Raw genomic sequence first — 22,261 nt, 5'->3', positions numbered from 1 at the left:
CGACCGACACTAACAAGGCTCCGCGCCGTGCGGCGCAGTTCACCGAGAGGCGGTGCTCAGCAGGTCGGCCATCATGCCGACGAGCCACTCCTCGACGACGTCGAGCGGCCGCGTGCTCCGTTGCGCCTTGCACATGAGGAGGGCGCCCTCGATGGCCGACAGGGCAAGGGTCGCACCGCGTTCCGCGTCGTCACGAGCGACACCGCGCTCGCACAGAGAGTCCGCGATGATCTTCTCCCACGACTTGAAGGCCGCACCTGCCGCGTCACGGGCACCCGGGGTGTTGGGCCCCTCGACGGCCGCCGCACCGACGGGACACCCCGCGACGTGATCCGTCGCGACGAGTTGGTCACGGAACGACCCGACGATGGAGGCCATGGTGTGCTCGGGTCCCCGCGACGCGAGACCCGCCGAGATCATCGATCCCATGAAGTCACCCGCGCCCCGTGTCGCTTCCTCGACGAGCTGCGGGCGCCCTCCGGGAAAGTGGTGGTAGATCGACCCGCGCGGCGCATGGGCATGCTCGATGACGTCGGCCACCGAGGTGGCCTCGACACCCTTCTCCCGGAACAGCAGCGCCGCGCTGCGCAACATGTCGGTACGGGCGGTGCTCTGCCTGGGCATGGGATTCCTCTCGTTCTATGCAGTGCACTATACCGACCGTGCTCGTGCTCAGCCGACGGTGAGAAACTCCCGGAACGAGAGCGGTCGGCGTCCGGTGATCTCCTCCACGTCACCCGAGACGTCGGCGAGAACTCCCGAGGCGATGGCCGTGTAGGTCGACACCCACGCGTCGTTCTGCCAGGCGGGTGCCGCCCACCGTGCCCTCGACTCGTAGGCCTCCGCCACCGTCTCATCGTGGAACCGCACGTCGACTCCCCGGACATCGGACAGTGTGGCGGCCACCTCCGTCATCGACAGCGCCTCGGGCCCGGTCAGATCGTAGGTCCGGCCGAGGTGACGGGCCGGGTCGCTCAGCACCGCCGCAGCGGTGCGCGCTACGTCGACGCGGGCGACGAGCGCGGCACGCCCCTCCCCCGCCGGTCCGCGCAGAACACCGTCCTCCCCCACGAAGTGCTCCATGACGTCGAGGTAGAAGTTGTCCCGGAGGAACGTGAACCCGATACCCGTGGACCGGATGTGACTCTCCGTGGCGTGGTGATCTCGGGCCAGGGTGAAGACGGCGTCCGGCGCGGCGCCGACGAACGACGTGTAGACGATGTGGCGCACGCCGGCGGCGACGGCCGAGTCGACGAACGTCCTCTGCTGGGCGACACGATCGGCGCTCTCGGAGGCCGAGACCATGAACAGGACCTCGATCCCGGCGAGTGCCTGCACCGCGGCGGTCGCGTCCGAGTAGGAACACTGCGCGACGTCGGCACCCGGGTGTGACGGCGCGCGACCGGCGTTCCGCACCAGCAGACGCTGCGACGCGCCCGCGGCGGCGAGCGACGCGGCGACGGCGCCGCCGAGTGCGCCGGTCGATCCGGTGACCGCGACGGGAGTTCGGATGACGTTCACGGGCTTTCCTCTCGTGACACGATGGCCGCCGGACGATCACCGACCAGGAGACTTTTTCATGGCGACGTGGCAGATGCGCGCGGTGGCGCTGTACATGCGGGCGACGGCGAAGCGGACGATGGCGTCCGAGGCTCGTGCCGACCGCCGGATGCGGCGGCCGAAGGACTCTCCGACTCCGCCGGCGCGCATGGCGGGACGGCACGACATCGAGCGGTTCGAGGTCGCGGGACGGCCCGTCGACGTGGTGCGTCCGCGCGACCGACCCTGCGTCGGCGGCGTCCTGCATCTCCACGGCGGAGCGTTCGTCAGCGAGATCGCCGCTCAGCACTGGTCGCTCGTCGATCAGCTCACCGAGGCGGGGCTCGCTGTCGCGGTACCGCACTACGGTCTGGCTCCGGATCACACCGTGGACGACGCCTACCCCCTCCTGACGTCGGTCCACGAACGGATGGTGTCCGAGCACGGGATCGACCACACCGCGATCATGGGCGATTCCGCCGGCGGCACCCTCGCCCTCGGGCTCGCGCAACGGCTCGCGGCAGCCGGCAGACCGGGGTCTCATCTCTGCCTGATCTCCCCGTGGCTCGATCTCGCGCTGACGAACCCGGCGATCCCCGATGTCGAGGCGCGCGACCCGTGGTTGTCGAGCGTCGGCCTGCGACATCTGGCGCGGACGTGGTCGAACGGTCGAGACCTCGACGATCCCGTGGTCAGTCCACTGCGCGGGCCCACGCGCGGACTACCGCCCGTTCACGTCCTGATCGGGGATAGAGATCTGTTCCTGCCCGACGTCCGGGCGTTCGTGGACGAGGCGCGCGCAGCGGGCGTCGACATCCGCAGCACCGAGTGTCCCGGGGCGATCCACGTCTACCCCCTGCTTCCCACACCCGAGGGGGCGAGCGCGCGGCGCAGCATCGTCGACGCCCTGATACGCGATCTCACGACCGCGCCCTGACGTCGCTGCGTCAGGTGTCGCTCACCGCATCACGACGCGCGCGGAGACGCCGGAGACGAACGACGACGACCACGGCGAGCAACAACCACCCGGCGCCGATCACACTGCAGCCGACCACGACCATGGTGCGCAACGGATGATCCTGGTCGAGGCGTGCACCGACGAGCGCCCAGAACAGGCCCAGCACCGCGAACAAGGCCATCGCCTGCGCGACGGATCGCTTGAACGTCACTCGTCTCGTCACCAGCGGGGTGTACCCCGCACCGGGCGCGGACTACCCCCGAGGGGGGTGCGAGTCTCGTCACGCGGGAACGACGACGGTGCAGCAGCGCGGAACAAAACATGACCGTGCTCGGTTCTGAGTACAGTCATATAAACCCGTCACAGAATCGAGCTCGTCATGACCGCTCTCGCCGGATCCGTCGTCCTCGTCACCGGAGCCAACGGTGGCATCGGTACGCAGTTCGTCCACGACGCCCTCGCCCGCGGCGCCGCCAAGGTGTACGCCAGCGCCCGGACGCCGCGCGACTGGGACGACGACCGCATCGTTCCCGTCACCCTGGACGTGACCGACCCCGCGTCCGTCGAGGCCGCCGCCGCGCAGGCCGCGGACGTCACGGTGCTGATCAACAACGCGGGCGCACTTCCGCCCGGCGCCAGCCTGCTCGACGTCGAGGTCGCCGACATCCGCGCCACCATGGAGGTGAACTTCTTCGGTCCCCTGCTCGTGGCGCGAGCTTTCGCGCCGGCACTGAAAGCTCACGGCGCGGGCGTGCTGATCGACGTGCACTCGGTCGCCAGCTGGTACCACTTCGGTGGCGCGTACAGCGCGTCCAAGGCGGCCCTCTGGGCGGCCACCAATTCCCTGCGTCTCGAACTGGCGCCCCACGGCGTGCTCGTCACCGGTGTGCACATGGGGTACGTCGACACCGCGATGGCGGCGGGCGCCGACGGGCCGAAGTTGACGACCGAGCAGCTCGTCGCGGCCGTTCTGGACGGAGTCGAGGCAGGTGAGACGGAGGTGCTCGCCGACGAGCTGACCGTCGGCACCAAGGCCGCACTGGCCGGACCACTCGACGCCCTGTACCCCGGATCCCGCCCCACCACAGTCTGATTCGACCGGCCGAAGAGAACTCAGGAGGCTCACGATGCGCGCACTCGTTCTCACCCGCTACAAGCACCCTCTCGTCGAACGGGATGTTCCGGAGCCGATCGTCGGTGATCACGACGTCCTGATCAGAGTGGAGGCGGCCGGTCTCAACGTGCTCGACGAGAAGATCCGTCTCGGCGAGTTCACGCAGATACTTCCGTACACCCTTCCCCGCACACTCGGTCACGACGTCGCCGGCACCGTTCTCGCAGTCGGCTCAGCTGTGCGGTCCTTCGCACCGCGGGACGAGGTCTGGTCGCGGCCACCGACCGATCAGATCGGCACCTTCGCCGAGCGCATCGCCGTTCCCGAGTCCGACGTGGCACCGAAACCGGCCGGCATCAGCATGGCCGAGGCCGGGTCGCTGCCCCTCGTCGCGCTCACCGCGTGGCAGGCGTTGGTCGAGCGAGGCGGCCTGCAGGCAGGTCAGACGGTGCTGATCCATGCGGGGGCCGGTGGTGTGGGCACCATCGCCGTCCAGCTTGCGAAACATCTGGGAGCGACCGTGGTGACCACGGCCAGTGCCCGCAACGCCGACTTCCTGCGGGCACTGGGCGCCGACGTCGTGATCGACTACCACACCGACGATCTCGACACCCTGTCCGGCGTCGACCTCGTGCTCGACAGCGTCGGCGGTGAGACACTCGAGACCTCGCTCCGCGTGCTGAAGCGAGGTGGCAAGGCCATCGGGATCACCGGCCCGCCGGACCCCGCCTTCGCCTCCGACGCAGGCCTGAACATCGTCGTCCGCACGGCCATCGCGGTGATCAGCCGGAAGATTCGTCGACAGGCGGCGAAAGCCGATGTGTCGTACGAATTCCTGTTCATGCACGCGGACGGCGGTCAGCTACGGGAGATCGCCGCCCTGATCGAGAACGGGGCGCTCCGTCCCGTCGTCGGCCGCACCATCACCTTCGACGAGATCCCCGAGGCGCTGTCGACGATGTCCGCCGGCGGGAACCGTGGAAAGATCGTGGCCACCCTTCCCGTCGCCTGACCGACGGCGGCTCCCGGTAGCGTCGTCGCGATGAGCTGGATTCGCATGAACGACGTCACCGCCGGGTACGAGCAGAAAGTCGTTCTCCGCGAGGTGTTCTTCCGTCTCTCCGACGGAGACAGGGTGGGCCTCACCGGCCGTAACGGGTCGGGCAAGACCACGCTCCTGCAGCTGCTCCTGGGTCGCGTCGCGCCGGACTCCGGCACGGTGGACGTCACCGAGGGTGCTCGGATCGGCTACTTCTCCCAGTTCTCCGAGCTCGACGGCGATCGCAGCATCACCGCCGAGCTCGAGTCGCTCTTCGGGGACATCAGGGCGGTGGAGACCGAACTGGCCGAGGTCGAGACGGCGCTCGGAGGCGACATCGACGAGAAGGAGATGTACCGCCTCGTCGACCGCCAGGCCGAGCTGCTCGAGCAGATGGAGGTCGGCGGTGGATGGACGTACCACCAGCAGATCGACACCGCCCTGTCGATGCTGGGTTTCGACGCCGAGCGTCGAGAACTGCCGGTGGACAAGCTGTCCGGTGGATGGCGCAACCGAGCCGCGCTGGCCCGCATCGTCCTGGAATCGCCCGACGTCCTCCTTCTGGACGAGCCCACAAACTTCCTCGACGTAGCCGGGATCACGTGGCTGGAGCGGTGGCTCCGTGACTTCCGCGGCGCACTGCTCCTCGTCTCCCACGATCGCCATTTTCTCGAGCAGGTGGTGACCACCATCGTCGAGATCGAGAACAACCGGTTGCACACCTACGACGGGAGCTACTCGGAGTACGTGCAGCAGAAGCAGTTCCGACTGAAGAACCTCGAGAAGGAGTTCAGCACCGAGCAGCAACTCCTGGCCTACGAGCAGGACGCGATCACCGACCGGAAGGAAGCCGCGAAGAATCCGAGCGGCGTGCTGAAGCGGCGACTGGCGTCGATCAAGAAGAGCAAGACCCCTCGACCGGTCGATCAGATCATCACGTCGATCTACAGCGGACTGCACGTGCACGACGACCTCTGCGTCGTCGACGGCGTCACGAAGGGGCACGGCGGCGATCCACTGTTCGCGGATCTCTCCTTCGAGATCCATCGGGGCGACCGCATCGCGATCACCGGCCCCAACGGCTGCGGGAAGTCCACGCTCCTCGACGTGCTGACCGGGCTCGCACCCGCCGACTCCGGAACGGTGAAGTGGAAGGTCAAGGCGCCCGCGTTCATTCACTACAACACGGTGCTCGCGAACCTCGATCCGGACGACACCGTCACGCACGCGGTCAACGCGATGCCGGACAGTCTGGCACTGACCGCGACCCGGAAGGACGTGGCACGCTTCCTCGCTCTGCTGCAGTTCTCCGAGGCCGAACAGAAGCAGCGCATCGGAACGCTGTCCGGAGGTCAACAGGCACGCGTCGCGTTGGCCCAGTGTCTCCTGTTCGGAGCCGGCGTCATCGTGCTGGACGAGCCGACGAACCATCTCGACCTCCCGAGCGCGCACGTCCTCGAGCGAGCGCTGACGGCGTTCCCCGGGGCCGTCGTGGTGGTGAGCCACGACCGCTTCTTCATCGAGAAGGTGGCCTTCCGCCAACTCGCCTTCGACGGCCGGGGCGGAGTGCAGAAGATCGCCGGCGTGCAGATGTAGCCCGGGGTTCGCTCAGCGCGGCGGCACCCGGTGCAGAAGCAGCGTGGCCGCGTCGAGCACCTGATCACGGTCGCGGGTGAGTCGATACTCCACACACGGCTCCCCGTCCGCGGTGCACGGCACCGCGGTCAGCGCCGCGGCGAATTCCGGGTCCACCACCACGATCGAGTGTTCTCTCGCCAGCGGCTCGCTCTGTCCGATCACGACGATTCGATGGTGGCCGGCCATCGATCGCGCGTCTCCCGCGGTGAACAGCACGGTCAGAGCACTTCGCTCGGACAGCTGATCGAGCAGCTGCCGCCGAGTCCCGATCATCGTCTCCGGCTCCGGGACCGTGACGAGCACCAACGATGTCGGCCCACACTCCAGGGCACGACGGAGCAGATCCGCCTCCAGGTCGGCCAGCGCGGCCGGGGTGGTCCGCACCGCGGACCCGCGGCCGTGAGTGAGCCCGAAGGGTGTCACGGCCACCGGGGCACGCACCGTCACAGCGGGGCCGGCCAGCCCTGGATGCGGTCGACGCGGCACGGCGTCGAAACGCGGTAGCGGGCCGGGTGCGCCGAAGTACCAGCCCTGCCCCCACGAGGCACCGAGCTCGAGGGCGCGGGCCTCGTGCGCAGCATTCTCGATTCCCTCGGCGACGACGACGGAGCCCGTTCGCGCGGTCTCCGCGGCCACCGCGGCGAGGAGCGCGATCGTCTCCGGCGTGGAAGGTTGCTGGACCAGGCGCATCTCCAGCTTGACGACGTCCGGTCGCAGCAACGCCAGCAGCGCGAGGCTCGACGAGTCCGCCCCCACGTCGTCGACGGCGATACGCCACCCCAGGTCTCGGGCGTGCGCGACCGCACGCAGTATTCCGGCCGGATCCGCCATCAGGTCACGCTCGGTGATCTCCACGACGATGGACTGGTCGGCGGCGTCCACGAGCGCATCGCGTGCGAAATCCGGCGGTGGGGCGTCCAGGGCGGCGGGTTCGGAGTTCACGAACAACGCCAGTTCACTCGGGAGTCCCGCTTCCGCTGCGCCGCGCACTGCGGACACGCGGCAGAGCCAATCGAACTCGGCGGTCACACCCCGGCGCTCGGCCTCGGCGAACAAGTCCTCGGGTGAGCCGCCGGACGCCGGCCTGGTCAAAGCCTCGTAGCCGACGATCGAGCGATTCCTCAGATCGACGATGGGCTGATAGACGGTGTCGATCGGTCCGGGAAGAAGAGGGGGTGCGTCCACCACATGCCCTTTCCGATCCACAACTGCTCCGACGTCCCCACCCGGCCACACAGTGTGCCTCGAGTTCCGTTCGAGTCGGACATCGCGGCTCTGCGTGACCAATGGCCGACCCGCCCTAGGATCAATGCCCATGGTGAACCGGTCGACAGGTGCGATGAATGGCTGAGCAGGTGGCCGCACCCCGCATCGTCGCCGGTCGCTACCTCCTCGGACCTGTCCTGGGCCGCGGTGGCGTCTCGGACGTGTTCCGGGCGACCGATCGGACGCTGGGCCGGGCCGTGGCGGTGAAGTTGTTCCGCAGCGACGACCACACGCCGCACGACCGTCGACGCATCGACAGCGAGATGCGCACCCTCGCGTCGCTGACCCACCCCGGCCTGGTCACGCTCCACGACGCCGGCTGCGAGTCCGACGTCGCCGGCTACGACGGGCCCTACCTGGTGATGGAGTTCGTGGACGGCACCACGCTGTCCACATTCCGCGCGGGCGGCGCCCTGCCGCCCGAGGTGGTCCGGCAGATCGGCCACCAGGTGGCGCAGGCACTGGCACACATCCACGCGTCGGGCATCGTCCACCGCGACGTCAAGCCTGCCAACATCCTGATCACCCGCGACGACGACGCGGGACTGCGAGCGAAGCTCACCGACTTCGGTATCGCGCGCATCGTCGACTCCGACCCGATGACCGAGCACGGCACCGCCGTCGGGACGGCGCACTACCTCAGCCCGGAGCAGGCGACCGGCGAGGCGACGGGGCCGGCCTCCGACGTCTACTCGCTGGGCCTTGTCCTGACCGAGTGCCTCACGGGACGAATGGTGTTCGAGGGCAGCGCGATCGCCGCCGCGATAGCCCGTCTGCATCGCGAACCGGTGATCCCCGTCGAACTCGGGCCTACGTGGGTGTCGCTGCTGACCGACATGACCTCCCGGACGCCGACGGCGCGCCCGACCGCCGCCGACGTGGCTCACCGGCTGCACACCCTCACCGAGGACACCGACACCGCGGTCCTCGCGACCCCGGTGGCGACGCCGGCCGCCGTCGTGTCGGGCCGTCGATCCGCCGTGCCGTGGGTACTCGCCGCGCTGGGAATCTGCGCGGCGCTCGTCACGGTGCTCGCGATCCGCGGAGCGGGGTCGGACGGTGAACCGACGACGGAGCCGCCGCTGCCGAGCACGTCCGTGGTGGTCGAGACGACGTCGGAGCCGACGGCCACCCCTGTCCCGGTTCCCGAGACGGTCCCGGAGGTCGCGCCACCAGTCGTCGAGACGACGACGGTCGCTCCCGCACCCGTCGTTCCGCAACCCGCAGCACCCGGCAACGGCAACTCCGGGAACGGCAACTCTGGCAACGGCAATTCCGGGAACGGCAACTCGGGCAACGGCAATCCCGGGAACGGCAACGGTAACTCCGGGAACGGTAATGGCAATCGCTGACTGATCACCCTCGTTTGTGGCGTGACAGCTCGGGTAGGCCGCACCCATGACTGCAGACGACGCGACCACACCACTACCCGACTACGACCAGCTCACGGTGGGGACCATTCAGCACCGTTGCCGATCGCTCGATCAGGATCAGATGGAGCGGCTGATCGCTCACGAGCGCGATGCGGCGAACCGCCCTCAGGTGCTTCAGATTCTCACTGCTCGTCTCGGCGAACTGCGCGCCGGAGCCGAACCCTCCGGAGGGGACCCGTCCGCCGCTCCCGAGGTGTCGGACACCCCGCGGCAGTCGAACGTCGGTCCGGAGCACTCCCCCACCGACCACACGCCGCTCCGGCACGGCGTCGCGTACCAGACCCCGGCACGCGGCAAGCCCTGACGACGCTGGGTCCGCGCGGCGTTCACCGGTCGGTGTGCGCCCAGCGTCGTGCGCCGGCGAAGGTGCTCGCGAGGACGAGCACGACGACGATCGTCAGGGCGGACCACATGGTCACGGACGCGTCGAAGGAGAACAGCAGGCCTGCTCCCAGTGCGGCCGCCGTCGCGACCACCGCGCCGAGGGGAAGCGCCACTGCCACCGCCGTCGTCGTGCGCCGGACCAGAGGATCGGAGGTCAGCCTCAGCGTCAGGAACACGGCGAGCAGCGCGAGAACGTATGCCGCCGCGACGCTCCCCACGAAGAGGATGAGCAACCCGTCCACGGGGAACGCCACGGACGCGTCGGGCGGCAGACCGACGAAGGCGGACACGATCCACAGCAGCCCGGGCAGCAGACCGAGCAGGACACCGGTGAGTCCCGCGGCGACGACTCGTCCCACGTCGTCAGCGACGTCCGGTGCGGATCACGCGGGTTCTCGCATCACACCGAAGTGCCGCGCGGTTCCGGACACCCCGGGCAGCTCCTGCACCGGGGACCATGTGGCGAGACCGTCCGTGCTGTCGGAGTACAGGTACTTCCCGTCGATGTAGGCATCGAGGTAGATGCGCCACACGTCGTTCGGCAGCTGGACCAGAGCCGGACCCTCGACCATGGAACCCCACGCGCCGGGGGCGACGAAGCGGTAGGGCCCGAGCACGGTCGGCGCGACGGCATGCTCGACGAACTTCTTCGTCTCGTTCTTGGTGAACGCGTGGTACGTGGATCCGACCTTCACGATCGTCGTGTCGATGTGGTCGGCTCCGATCCCGTCGAGTGGCACCGGAATGCTCCACGAACTCAGAGAGTCGTCGAGTGCCGTCATCAGGTACGGCACGAAGCCGCCACCGGTCGACAACGACAGGACGACGTGCACCCTGTCGCCGTCGACGAACCATTCCGGAGCCCAGGCCTTGGTGACGAACGGCGACAGCGACGGGCCGTCGGCGAAGCCTGCCGACTCGGAGAAGAACGGGATGCGTGGGCCCTTGCCGTCTCCGGTGCCGGGCATGAACGCGCAACAGAACGGCACCGGCTGGGTACCTGTGAACGTCCAGTTCACCCGGTCCGGGCTGCGAGCGAAGCCGATGTTCGCACCGTCGGCCGTCGTGTAGGTGAGGCGGTACGACCCGTCGATGTGGCGAAAGATGCTGGGGTCCCGCATCAGTCCCGACGGCGGTCGGAACGCGGACGTACGCTCCGGCGTGAACGTGGTCCCGTCCGACGACCGATACACGTCGAGGTCACGGTCGCTGGCATTGCTGAACGCGACCATCGTGTAGATCCACCCCGCCGGAGCGGCAGCACTGCTCGCCGGGGCGGCGACGAGCAGGCTCGCCACGGCGAGAAGCACCATCGGTAGGCCGGACAGTCGCCTGCGTCGGAGGGTCGTCACCGATGCAGTCTCCCAGTCCCATCTGTCTCATCTGCACCAGCAGTCACATCGGTGCGGGATTGTTACGCAGGTCGTTCACAGGAAACGCCGCTACCGAAGACGCGGGCCGTCGCGGGTCCCGGTGGCGCGATGCCGGGCGGGCGCATCTGACGATGCGGTTGCGCCGGGCGGTTCGCGGCGGGTAGTCAGGTGCAGATGAAGACCTACGAGCTCCCCGGCACCGATCTCCGCGCGTCCAGCATCGTGCTCGGCCTCATGCGCATCGAGACGCTGAGCGACGAGGAGATCCGAACCCTCGTCGGCACCGCGCGCGATGCGGGGGTGTCGGTCTTCGACCACGCGGACATCTACGGCAGCGAGCGTCACGCCTGCGAGCGCAGGTTCGGTGACGCAGTGACGTTCGCGTCGGATCGAGACGACGTCGTCATCCAGAGCAAGGTGGGCATCCGAGAAGGCTTCTACGACTTCTCGTCCGAGCACATCCTGACCACCGTCGACGAGTCTCTCGCCGCCTTGCGCACCGATCACCTCGACGTCCTGTTGCTGCATCGGCCGGACACCCTCGTGGAGCCGGCCGAAGTCGCGGCTGCCTTCGACACGCTGCACGCGGCGGGCAAGGTACGACACTTCGGCGTCTCCAACCACACTCCCGGACAGATCGAGGTGCTGAAGACCGAGGTGCGACAGCCCCTGATCGTGAACCAGGTCCAGCTGAGCATCACGCATGCACCGCTCGTGGCTGCCGGTCTCGCGGCGAACATCGCCGGACTCGAGCAGTCGGTCGACCGCGACAACGGGTTGCTCGACCACGCGCGACTGAACGGCATCACTCTGCAGGCGTGGTCACCGTTCCAGAAGGGAACGTCGGACGGCGTCTTCCTCGGGGATCGCGAGAACTACCCAGAACTGGACGATGCGCTCCGCGAGCTCGCCTCCGAATTCGGCACCACGCCCACCGCGATCGCCACCGCGTGGATCACCCGGCACCCGGCGAACATTCAGGTGGTGCTCGGAACCACCAATCCCGGCCGCGTGCGGGAAGCTGCCGCCGGCTCGGACGTGGTTCTGAGCCGGGAGCAGTGGTACCGCCTCTTCCGCGCTGCGGGGCACACGCTGCCCTGACACCGGTGAACCATGTTCGCCCGCACCCTTCCTCGGTTCCCGCACGCGACCTCGCCGAGCAACACGCGTGCGGAACGCGACGAGGGGTGCGGGAAGGTCCGGGCGGTGCGGGTGAGTCGCTCGGTGCCGACGGGTCAGACCTGAGCTCTCGGCAGACCCCGCACCCAGAGCATCGCCTCGCGGCTCGATCGCAATCGGACGACTCGAAGATGCGGGTACACACTCACTGCGTCGACCACGCGCCCGCGCATCTTCTTTCTGCCTTTCCAGCCCCACCGGACGATATGTTCCGGGTCGGTGAGGATCGTCCGCAGCGGCGGCTCGATGTTGCCGTTCCACAACGGAACTCGATGTCGGCGGCGATGCAGCGTACGACGGACGAGCCGCACCATGTGCACGTGAACGGGAAGGTCGAGCCACACCAGAGTGTCGGCGCGCTCCGGCAGCAGCGGGCCCAGTTGCGTCGTGTACTGCCATTCGGTCACCCACCGCTCGCGGGCCGTGAACGCGTCGACTTCGGCGTGGAAGCGCGGTCGCACAGTCCACCCCGGTCCGTGGAAGAGCGCATCGATCTCGGTGTGCGGCAGACCCGTGCGGTTCTCGATCTCTCGCGCCAGCGTGGTCTTCCCGGCACCCGCCGGCGCCCCGATCAGGATGCGTCGCGGTGGCGGGTCGAGGTGGTCGCGGGGTTCGAGCACCTGTCGACTGTAGGGGTTCGAGCCCGTGGACCGCGCCGCCCGGTGACCCGCGGGCTGGGTACCCGCACTGTTTCTCGGCCCTCGCACGCAACCACGCCGAGCAACACGCGTGCGGCTCGCAAGGATGGGTGCGCGAACACCGGGATTCCAGCGCCCGCAGGAGAGGATGGTCGTCGTACACCCTTCATCGGCACGTCGACGAGGAGCCACGCATGAGCCCGCACGTCCACCTCAGCGGTCAGCTGGTCTGTCGGGACGATGCAGAGCTGGCCGTCGTGTCGGAATGCCTGCCCCGCCATGTCGAGCTGACGCGGGCCGAACCCGGCTGCGTGTCCTTCGACGTCCACCAGAGCGGTGATCCCCTCGTGTGGCTGGTGGACGAGTACTTCACCGACGACGACGCCTTCGCGCGACATCAGGACCGAGTCTCGTCGAGTGAGTGGGGAAGACGGACGGCGGGCATCGAACGGCGATATGTCGTGGAGCGAGCGCGCGCTGAGGCACCCACCCCGACGACGAGCGGGCCGTTACGCACCGCGGGCATCTCCCTGGATTGTGCGGATCCGGAAGAACTCGTTCGGTTCTATCTGGCCCTTCTCGGTGGTCGTCGACTCTGGCGCGACGAACAGGCGTGCGGGATGCGCACCGGTGAGGGGCTCGTCCTGGTGGCACAGAAGGTCGAGAAGTACACACCGCCCGAGTGGCCCGGAACCGCCGTGGTGCATCTAGACATCGACGCGGGCAACGATCTGGCCGGTGCGGTGCGGTACGCAGAAACCTGTGGTGCGCGACAGTCCGAACCGCAGGTCGATTCTCGGTGGGCTGTTCTCCTCGATCCGGCCGGACATCCCTTCTGCATCACCACGTTGGTGTGGTTCGAGCCGTGACGAGCGCTGCGCTCGATGAGGCGGTGGGATCCGGTGCAGTAGTCCGCGCTGTACGCGGTTCAGTGCACCGGATTCGTCGGCGCGAGTGTCGGCGCCGCGATCGGTGATCCGCGGACTCGTCACTCGACGGTCGAGTCGAACAGTGCGCGCACCACACCGTCGAGCGTCTGCGACGAGACGTCGGCCTCGCCGAAGGCGGCACTGGGCACCTTCTCCTCGCGGCGGCACCATCCGGTGCGCATTCCCGCGCGTCCTGCGCCCTGAAGATCCCAGGAGTGCACCGCCACCATCGCGCACCGGTCCGCGGTGACTCCGGCGCTCGACACCGCCAGCTCGTACGGCGCCGCTGCCGGCTTCCACGCGCGGACGTCGTCGATGCTGAGCACTCGTTCGACCCGATGGGACACACCCGCCCGGTCGAGGAACCCTGCTGTCGAGTCCGCGCTTCCGTTGGACAGGGTGAACACTCGCGCACCACTGGCGACAGCGGCGTCGAGTGCCGCGACGACGTCCGGGTGCGGTGTCGTCTCGGCGAACCCTCCGACGACGTGCTCGATGTCGGCGTCGGAGACGAACCCACGGGTGTACGCCCGCAGAGCGGACGATGCCACGACGGCGAACGGCTCGTACGCACCGGACAGGGTCAGCGCCATGCCGTCACGCAACAGGTGCGCGAACCATCCGTCGAACGACGACGACGGCGGCGCCACCGAGATGAACCTGTCGCGGACGATGTCGAGATCGGCGAGTGTGCCGACCACATCGAACACGACGACATCAGGAGCAACGGGTTCTGCCATGCCACCGGCGTACCCGACGCACCGAGACACCAACCCGCTTCACCAGTGCGCCGACGTCTCGGTGAGGCTCTCCGACCGCGCAGCGTCGTGGAAGTGCTTCCTGGACATGGGATCACCCAGTCCACACGCCTCGTCGGTTGCCGCATCCTCGGTGTCGGATCGGGAGGGCGTATGCCATCCCGGCAATCACCTCGCGCTCATCGTCGAAGTCAGTCCGAGTCGCCCTTCGGCATCGGTACAGCGTCCTGAAAGAGCATCGAAATGGCGTGCTGCAGAACGTCCGTTTCCGAGCGAATGCGAGCAGCATCGGTCGGGAGGGCTCGTGCCACGGACAGCCCGTCCAGTATCACGTTGAGATAGGCGGCGCGCTGGGTGTTGTCGCCCGGCGGCAGTGCACCTTCTTCGTCGAGGACGTCCAGCCAGTGTTCTATGTGCCGGAGTCCGGCCGCGCTGAAAGCGAGGTACGTGTCGATGACGTTGGCGTCGAGCTCCGAGGCGAGATACGTTCCCAACGTCCGTCGCCACGTGTCGCGGGCTTGCTCACCGGTCCCTGTGGCCGACAACACCTGCTGCATACAGGCCAGTAGGCGCGTCTCGGCAGGCACAGCGGCATCGTCGATGGCGTTTCTGTTCGCCACCAGCCCGGTGACAGCCGCGGCGACTTCGTCCATCAGCACTCGCTGGTTCGGGAAGAAGTGGCGCAGAGATCCGGTACTGACCCCGGCTCGCGCGGCGACCGCTCGGACACTGAGCCGGGTGCCCGGATCCTCGGACACCATCGTCGCGGCTGCGATCAGAATGCGATCCCTGGTGCTGGGCTCGCTCACGCGATCATCCATGGTGTTCGACTCCCCCCGGCCCCGAGCTGGCGCGTGATCTCACGAACCGCTGTCACAGCGTACCAATCGACCCGCCATGGCAGCCGCACGGCGCTCGTTTCCGACACTCCATCTTGACGACGACGTCCTCCATCACAGTGTGCTAGTTTCTTGGCAAGCTATCACGCTGTACTAGTTGGATCGGGGACTGAGCAGATGGGAATCAGACAGTGGCGCTACCGGCGCATTCGAGCCGGATCGGGTGAACCGCTCCGCCGCTACCGCTGGTGGCAGATGTTCGGCAGATCGCTCCGCACGATCAGGCTGTCCGCGCCCGACGGCACGACGTCGACCTACGCCATCGACGTTCGACACATGGGCGACGCGAAGGACGGTGAGGTACGCGCTCGCCTCTACGTCGACGGCGCATTGCAGTCCTACGCGAAGATGCCGACCCGCTTCCCCGTCCCCGGTGGACACATCGAGGTCGCGGCCACAGGGTTCGGACTGAAGCGCTGCCATTACGTGCGCGACGACGGCACCGAGCAGTTGTTGTCTCCCGATCCCGCATCCGCAGAGGGGCGTCGCGCCAGGCTGCACCACCGGCATCCGGGTCCCAGTCGCGTCATCGGTCTCATCTCGATCGTGCTCGTCATCGGCGGCCTCTGCGTGGAGGTGCCGCAGATCATCGCATCCCTCTCTCTCATTCCCCCCATCGCCGATTCGATCGGCACCTTCACCTCACCCGTCCGACTACCGCTCCACGTCAATCTGATCATCGGACTCGCCGCTGTCCTCGGCAGCACGGAACGAGCTCTACGGATGCGATCGAGCTGGATCGACGAACTCGCCAGCTGAACCCACGAAGGGAAACTCACCATGCCTCAGATGATTCCGACCATCATCCGACGGAAATACGAGCGACGACGATGGCCGAAGCCGACGATGGCCGCGGCTGCTGCCTCAGTGCTCCTGATCGCCGGATGCTCCGGCGCGGCGCCGAACGACGACAGCGCGAACGGCGGTGGCCTCGACCGGTTCATGGAGCAGTCGCTCGAGTTCGGAGCATGCGACGCCGGCATCGTGGACTCCCAGCCGCCGGTTCCCCAGGTCGTCGAGGCGGCAAAAAAGACAGAATGCGCGATGCTCACCGTGCCGATGGATTACGAGGACCTCGACGGCGAGACCATCGAGATCGCCGTCTCGCGCATTTCCGCTACCGGCGAAAACCCGATCGGCTCTGTCCTGCTGAACCCTGGCGGTCCCGGAGCGGCGGGGACCACGCTCGCCCCGCTCGTGAATGCCCTGTGGACGGGAGGCCCCATCCCCGAGCGCTTCGACATCGTCGGCTTCGATCCGCGAGGAGTCGGTCTCAGCAACCCGGCTATCGACTGCTACTCCGATGAGGAGCGCGACGCCGACGCACCCCTGTCGGCACTCGGCGAATGGACCGAAGAATCCGCGCGGGCCATCGTCGACAAGTGCGCCGACGGCTCCGGAAGCGACGAGATACTCGCCCACCTCGGAACACGGGACGTCGCTCGCGACATGGATGTGCTCCGCTCCGCACTCGGCGACGACAAGCTCACCTATGCGGGAGTCAGCTACGGCACCCGACTCGGTTCGGTGTACGCCGAGATGTTTCCCGAGAATGTCCGTGCTCTCGTTCTCGACGGCGCGGTGGATCCCCTCATGGACACCGCGGACCGCAGGATCCAGCTCAGCGAGGGACTGCAGGCTTCTTTCCAGCGTCTCGCCGACTTCTGCGTGACACAGAACGCGTGCCCGCTCGGAACAGATCCGGCGCAGGCGACCGCGGTGGTGCAGAACCTCCTCCAGCCCCTCGAGGAGGAGCCGCTGGTGGCCAGTGACGGACGAGAGGTGGGCTTCCTCGCCGCCGGTGAGGGAATTGTCTCCGGCCTGTACTCCGAAGCCGGCTGGCCCGCCATCATCGCGGGGCTGACGGAGCTGAAAGCCGGACGACCCGACGCTCTCCTCGCGATCCGTGACGGGTACTACGGCCGATCCGACAAAGGGGAGTACACAAATTCGTTCGAAGCACTCTTCGCCATCAACTGCCTCGACGAAGAACGGTTCACCGAAGAAGAAATGACCGGGCTCGGCCACGATCTCAACGAGGCGGTGCCGTTCCTCGATCCCGGAACGGCACCCCCTGCGCAGGACGGTTGCGAGTTCTGGCCGGCCGAGCCCACACTCGGATACCCCTACGCCACCGATATCGACGGACTCCCTGAAGTGCTGGTGGTCTCGGCCACCGGGGACCCCGTGACGCCTCACGAAGGCGGCATCAGCCTGGCCGAGACCCTCGGTGCGCGGTTGCTCACGGTCGACGGAAACCAGCACGGGACGATCATCTCCGCCAATGCCTGTGTCGACGGCGTGATCGCCGACTACCTGATAGACCTCGAGCTGCCGGATGACGGCACAGGCTGCGCCATCTGACTCTTCGGAAACGCGTGCCGCGGCTTCGTGTCATGCGCTTCGGGCACTTCCATTGCCCACCGATGCTCCTGGCCGGCACCGGCGTCGCTCGCCAGCACTTGACTGACATTCCTACGAACAGTGTTTCAGCGCACCCTCTTCGTTGAGTAACCCTTCGAGGTCGCGGGGGCCGAAGTGCATGGCCCTGGTCCAGAAAGTACGGATTTCACGTCGCCGGATCTGGATTCACCTCAAAGCAAGTGGACTCGATACTTGTTCACTTGCGACCCCTGCGCTATCCGTCGATCAGATCATGCCGCGTGTGCGGCCCTGTTGGCTGTCTCGAACTCGATCGGAGTGAGCTCGCACAGGCAACGCTGGAACGACTTCATCGCGGCGTCGTCACCACACGCCCCCGCGCGGTCCATTGAACCCCGCATTCCGGGTCACATCATCGCGTATCACCGGTGTGCAGGTAGAACGCGGTGGTGGCCTCGACCGCAGCTGCGACGTGGCCCGGTTCCCCGCCGCCGGCCAGGTGGGCCTCACCCCACGCGGCGGCGCTACGCCGACTGAACTCGCGACCGTCGGACGACGCACTGAACTTCTCGTGCTCGAGCACCTCGCCGCCCGAGAGGAAGCTCGCCAGCGTGAGCAGATGCAGGTCCCAGCCGACACCACCCGCACCGGGACCGTAGATGGGGAACATGGGCTCACCGACGGCCGCAGCGTGGACCAGCTCGAACTCGGTGCCTCCGCTCGAGCCAGCGGACAGGCGGACTTCGACCTCGCTCGTTCCCGGCCACTCGTCCGCGCCGGGTCCGAACATCCAGGACACCCGCAGCAGACGCGGTGGCTCGCACCGGAGGATCTCGCCGTGTTCCCCGCCGTCGAGCTCGAATGACCCGCCGAGACGAAGGTCGCCGGTGATCGGCTTCATCCAGCGACCGATCCGCTCAGGGTTGGTGATGGCGTCCCACACGTCATCGAGGGGCGCGTCGTAGCGACGCCTGAGCTCCATCGTGTAGGCCTCCCCGGCGGGAAGGGTTGCCGCGCCCATCTTTCGGCGGGCCGCGGAAAGTTCGTCGAGTACATCTCTCATCGTCGTGCTCCGTCCAATAGGAAACGCTTGTGTCTAGGCTTCTTTGTTTGCGCCGAGCTCGTCGCCGGCAGATCTCCTGGTGGTGCGCCTCCCGCGGGCAAGCTCGGTCTCGAGTGCGTCGAGCCTCTGGTCCCAGAATTTGCGGAACCGGTCCAGCCACGCGTCGACTTCGCTCAACGGCCCGGGCTCCACGGCGTAGAACCGACGGGCACCCTCTGCCCGTACCGATGCGAATCCGTGCTCACGCAGTACACGCAAATGCTGGGAGACAGCAGGCTGCGACAACGCGAACTCGGCCCGAATCACGTCCGTGATCGCGCCGGAAGTCTGCTCACCCTCGGCGAGTAACTCCAGGATGCGCCGACGCACCGGGTCGCCGAGAACATCGAACGCGCTCACGAGAAGAAAACTACCACATTCGACTTATATAAGCGCGAGAAGAGTTATGAATAGTTCCAGCGCCTGACAGCGCGCCTGGTCCCGCACGAATCTGAGATCCACTGTCTCGGTTGTCCACTCGAAAACGTCGGTCCACACTGGCACTCCAAACGCGCGGCCTGGTGAACGAATCTGGATCCATCCGGACTCTGGCGCCCCAGTCGGACTGGAACCGACACTGTAGAGAGCGCAAGTCCAGTCGTGCCACGTGAACTGCGGACCGAAGACTCTCACGACTTCACATCCTTAGCGGACTGGAACATCGCCGGCCAGATGCGGTTCCGATCGAACCCGTCCAAGGGAGATTGGGCGCGACGACGGTGCCGCAGTTCGAGATCTTGCACCTGAGCGCGAACGGTGTCAGTGGCGAACGCGGTCGATCGACGACAGTCGGCATCGGTGAACTCGACTGCGCGCCGGGGTGCAGGCGTTCCTTCCTGATGATCACGCGCATCCCGGTCGGCCACGTCGTCAGCTCGAGTGGGCCGGTAGCGTCGCTGACCCACGCCGTCGCATCGGTGAGCGCGAAGCCGGTTGACCACGACACTCGCTTGCAGCCATGTCATGAAAGCGTGGCTGGCTCCGGCTCCGTCGGTACGGACCATCACAGCACGGCCCGAACGAGGTCCAGTTGCAGAGTGTCACTGCGACATTGCTTTGCGGAACTGAGATTTGACGAGCTGCCGTGGTCGAGTAAGCGTCGCCACACGGACTGATACGGCTCGACGCTTGAACCCGAAAAGCACTGTCCTGGTCCAGGAATCTGGATCCATACGGACTCTGGTGCCCCCAGTCGGACTCGAACCGACACTGAGCGGATTTTAAGTCCGTCGCCTCTGCCAATTGGGCTATGGGGGCCTGCTCGGGCCAGCCTATCGCGCGCCGTTCAGGAGACGCCCGATCCCGTCTCGACCGGCCGTCGTGGGTCGGACGCCCACGCCGACCACGATCCCGGGAACAAGGCCGCATCGATACCGGCGAGTGCGAGCGCTGCGACCTCGTGCGCCGCGGTCACACCGGAACCGCAGTAGACGGCCACCTCGTCGCCAGGCCGAATACCCATGCCCGCGAACCGATCGCGCAGTACATCGGGTGCTACGAAGGTCCCGTCGACGGTCACGTTGTCCGACGTCGGCGCACTGAGAGCGCCGGGAATGTGGCCGGCACGGGAATCGACGGGCTCGACCTCCCCGCGGTACCGCTCCCCCGCACGTGCGTCGAGAAGACGACCGGGGAATGTGGCGGCAGCGTCTGCCGTGACCGTCGGCAGATGGCCCTCGGACAGCGTCACGTCCCCAGCTCGCGGCGCCCTCTCCTCGCCCGACCGCGTGGGTAGTTCGGCCGCCTGCCACGCGCCGAGTCCACCGTCGAGCATGCGCACGGTCTCGACGCCCGCCCAGCGCAGCAGCCACCACGCCCGAGCCGCAGCCATGTTGCCGGTGGCGTCGTAGACGACGACGGACGAGTCGGCGTCGATGCCCCACCGCCGCGCATACATCTGCAGATCGTCGAGTCGGGGCAAGGGGTGCCGCCCTTCGGTGGGCTCCCCGTGACCGGCGAGTTCCGAGCCCAGGTCGACGAACACGGCGCCAGGGATGTGCGCGTCGAGATAGTGCTGGTGGTTGTCGGGATCACCGAGTGCCCATCTCACGTCGAGCAGCACGGGCGGACGCGGCGACGTCAGCGCTGCGGACAACTCCGACACGGTCACCAGGATCTCCGACATGGCGATCAGAGTACGACTCGGTGTGCTGCGCGCACCGCTCGGTCAGGCAGGGATCACGGGCGGCTCGAAGGTGAACGTCGTCCCGAGCAGCCAGACGAGCAGCAGCACCACCGGGAAGTGGAAGAGGAACTGCAGGAACGTGAATCCGATGAGATCGCGCGCCCGCAGACCCAGGACGGCGAGCAACGGCAGCATGAAGAACGGGTTGATCAGGTTGGGTAGCGCCTCGGCCACGTTGTAGATCTGCACGGTCCAGCCGAGGTTCATCTGCACGTCGGTGGCGGACTGCATGACGTACGGCGCCTCGACCAACCACTTGCCTCCGCCCGACGGGACGAAGAGTCCCAGGATCACGGTGTAGACGGCGATGACCACAGCGAAGGCTCCGCCACCGCCGACCTCGGTGAAGAACGTGGCCAGGTGCTCGGACACCGTGACTCCGCCCCGCCCTTCGGATGTGGTCAGAATCGCGGCCATCGCGGCGTACAGCGGGAACTGCACCAGGATCCCCGCCGTGGCGGGCACGGCCTTGGCGACGGCATCGAGGAACCGTCGCGGTGTGCCGTGCAGCACGAGTCCCAGCATCAGGAACACCAGCAGGTAGCCGTTCAGGCTGCTCACCACCGACAGCACGGGCTTCGAGAGCAGTTGCGACACCAGCCATCCCAGCGTCATCGCCCCGGCGAGGATCGGGAGGATGCGGCTGTACTCGAGCCACTCGCCCGGACGGGTGCGCGTCGGCGGCTCGGCGATGGTGTCGTCGAGGTTCACGTCCATGGCCTCGGCGGTCTTGATCGCCGCACCGGTGGGAGCGGAGAGGTGCGCGATGATCACCGTCAGCACGATGATGATCACGCACATGACCAGTGACTGCCAGGTGAAGATGGTGGTGCCGAAGTCCAGGACTCCGGTGATGCGGAGCAGAGCCGGCGGGAGCGAGCTCGCGGTGGCCTGGAGCTGCGCCGCGGACGACGACATGCCCAGTGCCCACACCGCGCCCAGGCCCATGAACGCCGCGGCGCCGAGCGCGCGGTAGTCGACGCTCAGATCGCGTCGCCGGGCGATGGCACGAGCGAGCAGTCCACCGAAGACGAGGCTGAGACCCCAGTTCAGGAACGACACCGAGCACGACATGAGCGCGACGAAGCTGACCGCCGTGCGTGGATTGTTCGGCAGCGCGGCCAGTCTCGTGATCAGCCGCGCCACGGGTGGCGACGTGGCCACGACGTACCCGGTGAGCACGACCATGGCCATCTGCAGAGTGAACGCCGTCAGGTCCCAGAATCCGTTGCCGAACGCGTCGACCACGTTCTGCGGCGACGATCCGTTCGCGAACGCGGCGATCGCCACCACGAGCACGCCGACCAGCGCGAAGATGTAGGCGTCGGGGAACCACTTCTCGGTGCCGCGGGCCAGTGCCTGGGCTGTTCGCGCCAGCCCCTTCTCCGCGGGTGCGTCGGTGTCGCGGACTGCCATGGTGACCTCCTGGTCGTCGAGCGATCGGT

General features: G+C 67.5%; 23 protein-coding genes, 1 tRNA gene and 1 pseudogene. 10 read left to right on the top strand and 15 right to left on the bottom strand.

What is annotated here, in order from left to right:
• Nucleotides 1-39: 39 nt before the first annotated feature.
• Both QRN16_RS16090 and QRN16_RS16085 read right to left on the bottom strand, forming a co-directional pair.
• Nucleotides 40-624: a TetR/AcrR family transcriptional regulator gene (locus QRN16_RS16090; RefSeq protein WP_285188215.1), complete on the bottom strand. Its 585-nt coding sequence runs from the start codon at nucleotides 622-624 to the stop codon at nucleotides 40-42.
• Between the two features lie 48 nt (nucleotides 625-672).
• On the bottom strand, nucleotides 673-1,521 hold the full coding sequence (locus QRN16_RS16085; RefSeq protein ID WP_285188213.1) for an SDR family oxidoreductase: 849 nt from the start codon (nucleotides 1,519-1,521) through the stop codon (nucleotides 673-675).
• A 58-nt stretch (nucleotides 1,522-1,579) separates the two neighbouring features.
• Between QRN16_RS16085 and QRN16_RS16080 the strand changes: the two genes are divergently transcribed.
• A complete protein-coding gene (locus tag QRN16_RS16080; protein WP_056447149.1) occupies nucleotides 1,580-2,476 on the top strand; it encodes an alpha/beta hydrolase fold domain-containing protein in 897 nt (298 codons plus the stop codon).
• 10 nt (nucleotides 2,477-2,486) lie between these two features.
• Here the strand turns inward: QRN16_RS16080 and QRN16_RS16075 are convergent, their stop codons facing one another.
• Nucleotides 2,487-2,720, bottom strand: a complete 234-nt coding sequence (locus QRN16_RS16075; RefSeq protein WP_155956902.1) for a hypothetical protein — start codon at nucleotides 2,718-2,720, stop codon at nucleotides 2,487-2,489.
• A gap of 156 nt (nucleotides 2,721-2,876) precedes the next feature.
• Here QRN16_RS16075 and QRN16_RS16070 point away from each other — a divergent pair, with 156 nt between their 5' ends.
• The 3 genes from QRN16_RS16070 to QRN16_RS16060 are packed head-to-tail and all read left to right on the top strand — an operon-like array spanning nucleotide 2,877 to nucleotide 6,246.
• The gene (locus QRN16_RS16070; protein ID WP_285188208.1) at nucleotides 2,877-3,590 is read left to right on the top strand and encodes an SDR family oxidoreductase; all 714 of its coding nucleotides are present in this window, start codon (nucleotides 2,877-2,879) and stop codon (nucleotides 3,588-3,590) included.
• A 34-nt stretch (nucleotides 3,591-3,624) separates the two neighbouring features.
• Complete coding sequence (locus QRN16_RS16065; RefSeq protein ID WP_285188206.1) at nucleotides 3,625-4,623, top strand: NADP-dependent oxidoreductase; 999 nt, start codon at nucleotides 3,625-3,627, stop codon at nucleotides 4,621-4,623.
• Nucleotides 4,624-4,653: 30 nt separating this feature from the next.
• Nucleotides 4,654-6,246, top strand: a complete 1,593-nt coding sequence (locus tag QRN16_RS16060; RefSeq protein WP_027504048.1) for an ABC-F family ATP-binding cassette domain-containing protein — start codon at nucleotides 4,654-4,656, stop codon at nucleotides 6,244-6,246.
• Between the two features lie 12 nt (nucleotides 6,247-6,258).
• Here the strand turns inward: QRN16_RS16060 and QRN16_RS16055 are convergent, their stop codons facing one another.
• On the bottom strand, nucleotides 6,259-7,473 hold the full coding sequence (locus QRN16_RS16055; protein WP_285188203.1) for an EAL domain-containing protein: 1,215 nt from the start codon (nucleotides 7,471-7,473) through the stop codon (nucleotides 6,259-6,261).
• A gap of 158 nt (nucleotides 7,474-7,631) precedes the next feature.
• Here QRN16_RS16055 and QRN16_RS16050 point away from each other — a divergent pair, with 158 nt between their 5' ends.
• Nucleotides 7,632-8,906 carry a serine/threonine-protein kinase gene (locus QRN16_RS16050; RefSeq protein WP_285188201.1) on the top strand — a complete coding sequence of 425 codons (1,275 nt, stop codon included), beginning with the start codon at nucleotides 7,632-7,634 and terminating at the stop codon, nucleotides 8,904-8,906.
• Nucleotides 8,907-8,952: 46 nt separating this feature from the next.
• Entirely contained in the window at nucleotides 8,953-9,291 is a 339-nt protein-coding gene (locus QRN16_RS16045) for a DUF8129 domain-containing protein (RefSeq protein WP_027504050.1), read from the top strand.
• Nucleotides 9,292-9,313: 22 nt separating this feature from the next.
• Here QRN16_RS16045 and QRN16_RS16040 read toward each other — a convergent pair whose 3' ends face one another.
• Together QRN16_RS16040 and QRN16_RS16035 are read right to left on the bottom strand one after the other, a co-directional pair.
• Nucleotides 9,314-9,730 carry a hypothetical protein gene (locus tag QRN16_RS16040; protein WP_285188199.1) on the bottom strand — a complete coding sequence of 139 codons (417 nt, stop codon included), beginning with the start codon at nucleotides 9,728-9,730 and terminating at the stop codon, nucleotides 9,314-9,316.
• Nucleotides 9,731-9,754: 24 nt separating this feature from the next.
• A complete protein-coding gene (locus QRN16_RS16035) occupies nucleotides 9,755-10,684 on the bottom strand; it encodes a glycoside hydrolase family 43 protein (RefSeq protein WP_285188992.1) in 930 nt (309 codons plus the stop codon).
• Nucleotides 10,685-10,918: 234 nt separating this feature from the next.
• Between QRN16_RS16035 and QRN16_RS16030 the strand changes: the two genes are divergently transcribed.
• Nucleotides 10,919-11,845, top strand: coding sequence for an aldo/keto reductase (locus QRN16_RS16030; RefSeq protein WP_285188197.1), 927 nt, complete (start codon nucleotides 10,919-10,921; stop codon nucleotides 11,843-11,845).
• A gap of 134 nt (nucleotides 11,846-11,979) precedes the next feature.
• Here the strand turns inward: QRN16_RS16030 and QRN16_RS16025 are convergent, their stop codons facing one another.
• Entirely contained in the window at nucleotides 11,980-12,543 is a 564-nt protein-coding gene (locus QRN16_RS16025; protein ID WP_285188195.1) for a P-loop NTPase family protein, read from the bottom strand.
• A 212-nt stretch (nucleotides 12,544-12,755) separates the two neighbouring features.
• Here QRN16_RS16025 and QRN16_RS16020 point away from each other — a divergent pair, with 212 nt between their 5' ends.
• Nucleotides 12,756-13,430, top strand: a complete 675-nt coding sequence (locus QRN16_RS16020) for a VOC family protein (protein ID WP_285188192.1) — start codon at nucleotides 12,756-12,758, stop codon at nucleotides 13,428-13,430.
• A 119-nt stretch (nucleotides 13,431-13,549) separates the two neighbouring features.
• Here QRN16_RS16020 and QRN16_RS16015 read toward each other — a convergent pair whose 3' ends face one another.
• Together QRN16_RS16015 and QRN16_RS16010 are read right to left on the bottom strand one after the other, a co-directional pair.
• Nucleotides 13,550-14,230, bottom strand: coding sequence for a haloacid dehalogenase type II (locus QRN16_RS16015; RefSeq protein ID WP_285188190.1), 681 nt, complete (start codon nucleotides 14,228-14,230; stop codon nucleotides 13,550-13,552).
• Nucleotides 14,231-14,439: 209 nt separating this feature from the next.
• Entirely contained in the window at nucleotides 14,440-15,057 is a 618-nt protein-coding gene (locus QRN16_RS16010; RefSeq protein ID WP_222650174.1) for a TetR/AcrR family transcriptional regulator, read from the bottom strand.
• A 207-nt stretch (nucleotides 15,058-15,264) separates the two neighbouring features.
• On the opposite strand from QRN16_RS16010, the gene QRN16_RS16005 reads away from it, so the two are divergent.
• Together QRN16_RS16005 and QRN16_RS16000 are read left to right on the top strand one after the other, a co-directional pair.
• Entirely contained in the window at nucleotides 15,265-15,906 is a 642-nt protein-coding gene (locus QRN16_RS16005) for a hypothetical protein (RefSeq protein WP_222650173.1), read from the top strand.
• 21 nt (nucleotides 15,907-15,927) lie between these two features.
• Nucleotides 15,928-17,511: an alpha/beta hydrolase gene (locus QRN16_RS16000; protein WP_285188182.1), complete on the top strand. Its 1,584-nt coding sequence runs from the start codon at nucleotides 15,928-15,930 to the stop codon at nucleotides 17,509-17,511.
• Nucleotides 17,512-17,941: 430 nt separating this feature from the next.
• Here QRN16_RS16000 and QRN16_RS15995 read toward each other — a convergent pair whose 3' ends face one another.
• The 6 genes and pseudogenes from QRN16_RS15995 to QRN16_RS15975 form a co-directional block, all read right to left on the bottom strand.
• A complete protein-coding gene (locus QRN16_RS15995) occupies nucleotides 17,942-18,592 on the bottom strand; it encodes an SRPBCC family protein (protein WP_222650171.1) in 651 nt (216 codons plus the stop codon).
• Nucleotides 18,593-18,625: 33 nt separating this feature from the next.
• Nucleotides 18,626-18,991, bottom strand: a complete 366-nt coding sequence (locus QRN16_RS15990; protein ID WP_222650170.1) for an ArsR/SmtB family transcription factor — start codon at nucleotides 18,989-18,991, stop codon at nucleotides 18,626-18,628.
• 344 nt (nucleotides 18,992-19,335) lie between these two features.
• Nucleotides 19,336-19,538: pseudogene (locus QRN16_RS21850) on the bottom strand (IS1380 family transposase); the annotation flags it as partial.
• Nucleotides 19,539-19,811: 273 nt separating this feature from the next.
• Nucleotides 19,812-19,888, bottom strand: a tRNA-Leu gene (locus QRN16_RS15985).
• A gap of 28 nt (nucleotides 19,889-19,916) precedes the next feature.
• Complete coding sequence (locus QRN16_RS15980; protein ID WP_285188176.1) at nucleotides 19,917-20,756, bottom strand: sulfurtransferase; 840 nt, start codon at nucleotides 20,754-20,756, stop codon at nucleotides 19,917-19,919.
• 42 nt (nucleotides 20,757-20,798) lie between these two features.
• Entirely contained in the window at nucleotides 20,799-22,232 is a 1,434-nt protein-coding gene (locus QRN16_RS15975) for a short-chain fatty acid transporter (protein ID WP_056447560.1), read from the bottom strand.
• Nucleotides 22,233-22,261 lie beyond the last annotated feature (29 nt).

It is taken from the genome of Rhodococcus sp. MEB041, assembly GCF_030208955.1.
Classification (GTDB): Bacteria; Actinomycetota; Actinomycetes; order Mycobacteriales; family Mycobacteriaceae; genus Rhodococcoides.
The sequence above is the reverse complement of the archived record's forward strand: the minus strand, read 5'-3'. Positions and strand labels throughout refer to the sequence as shown.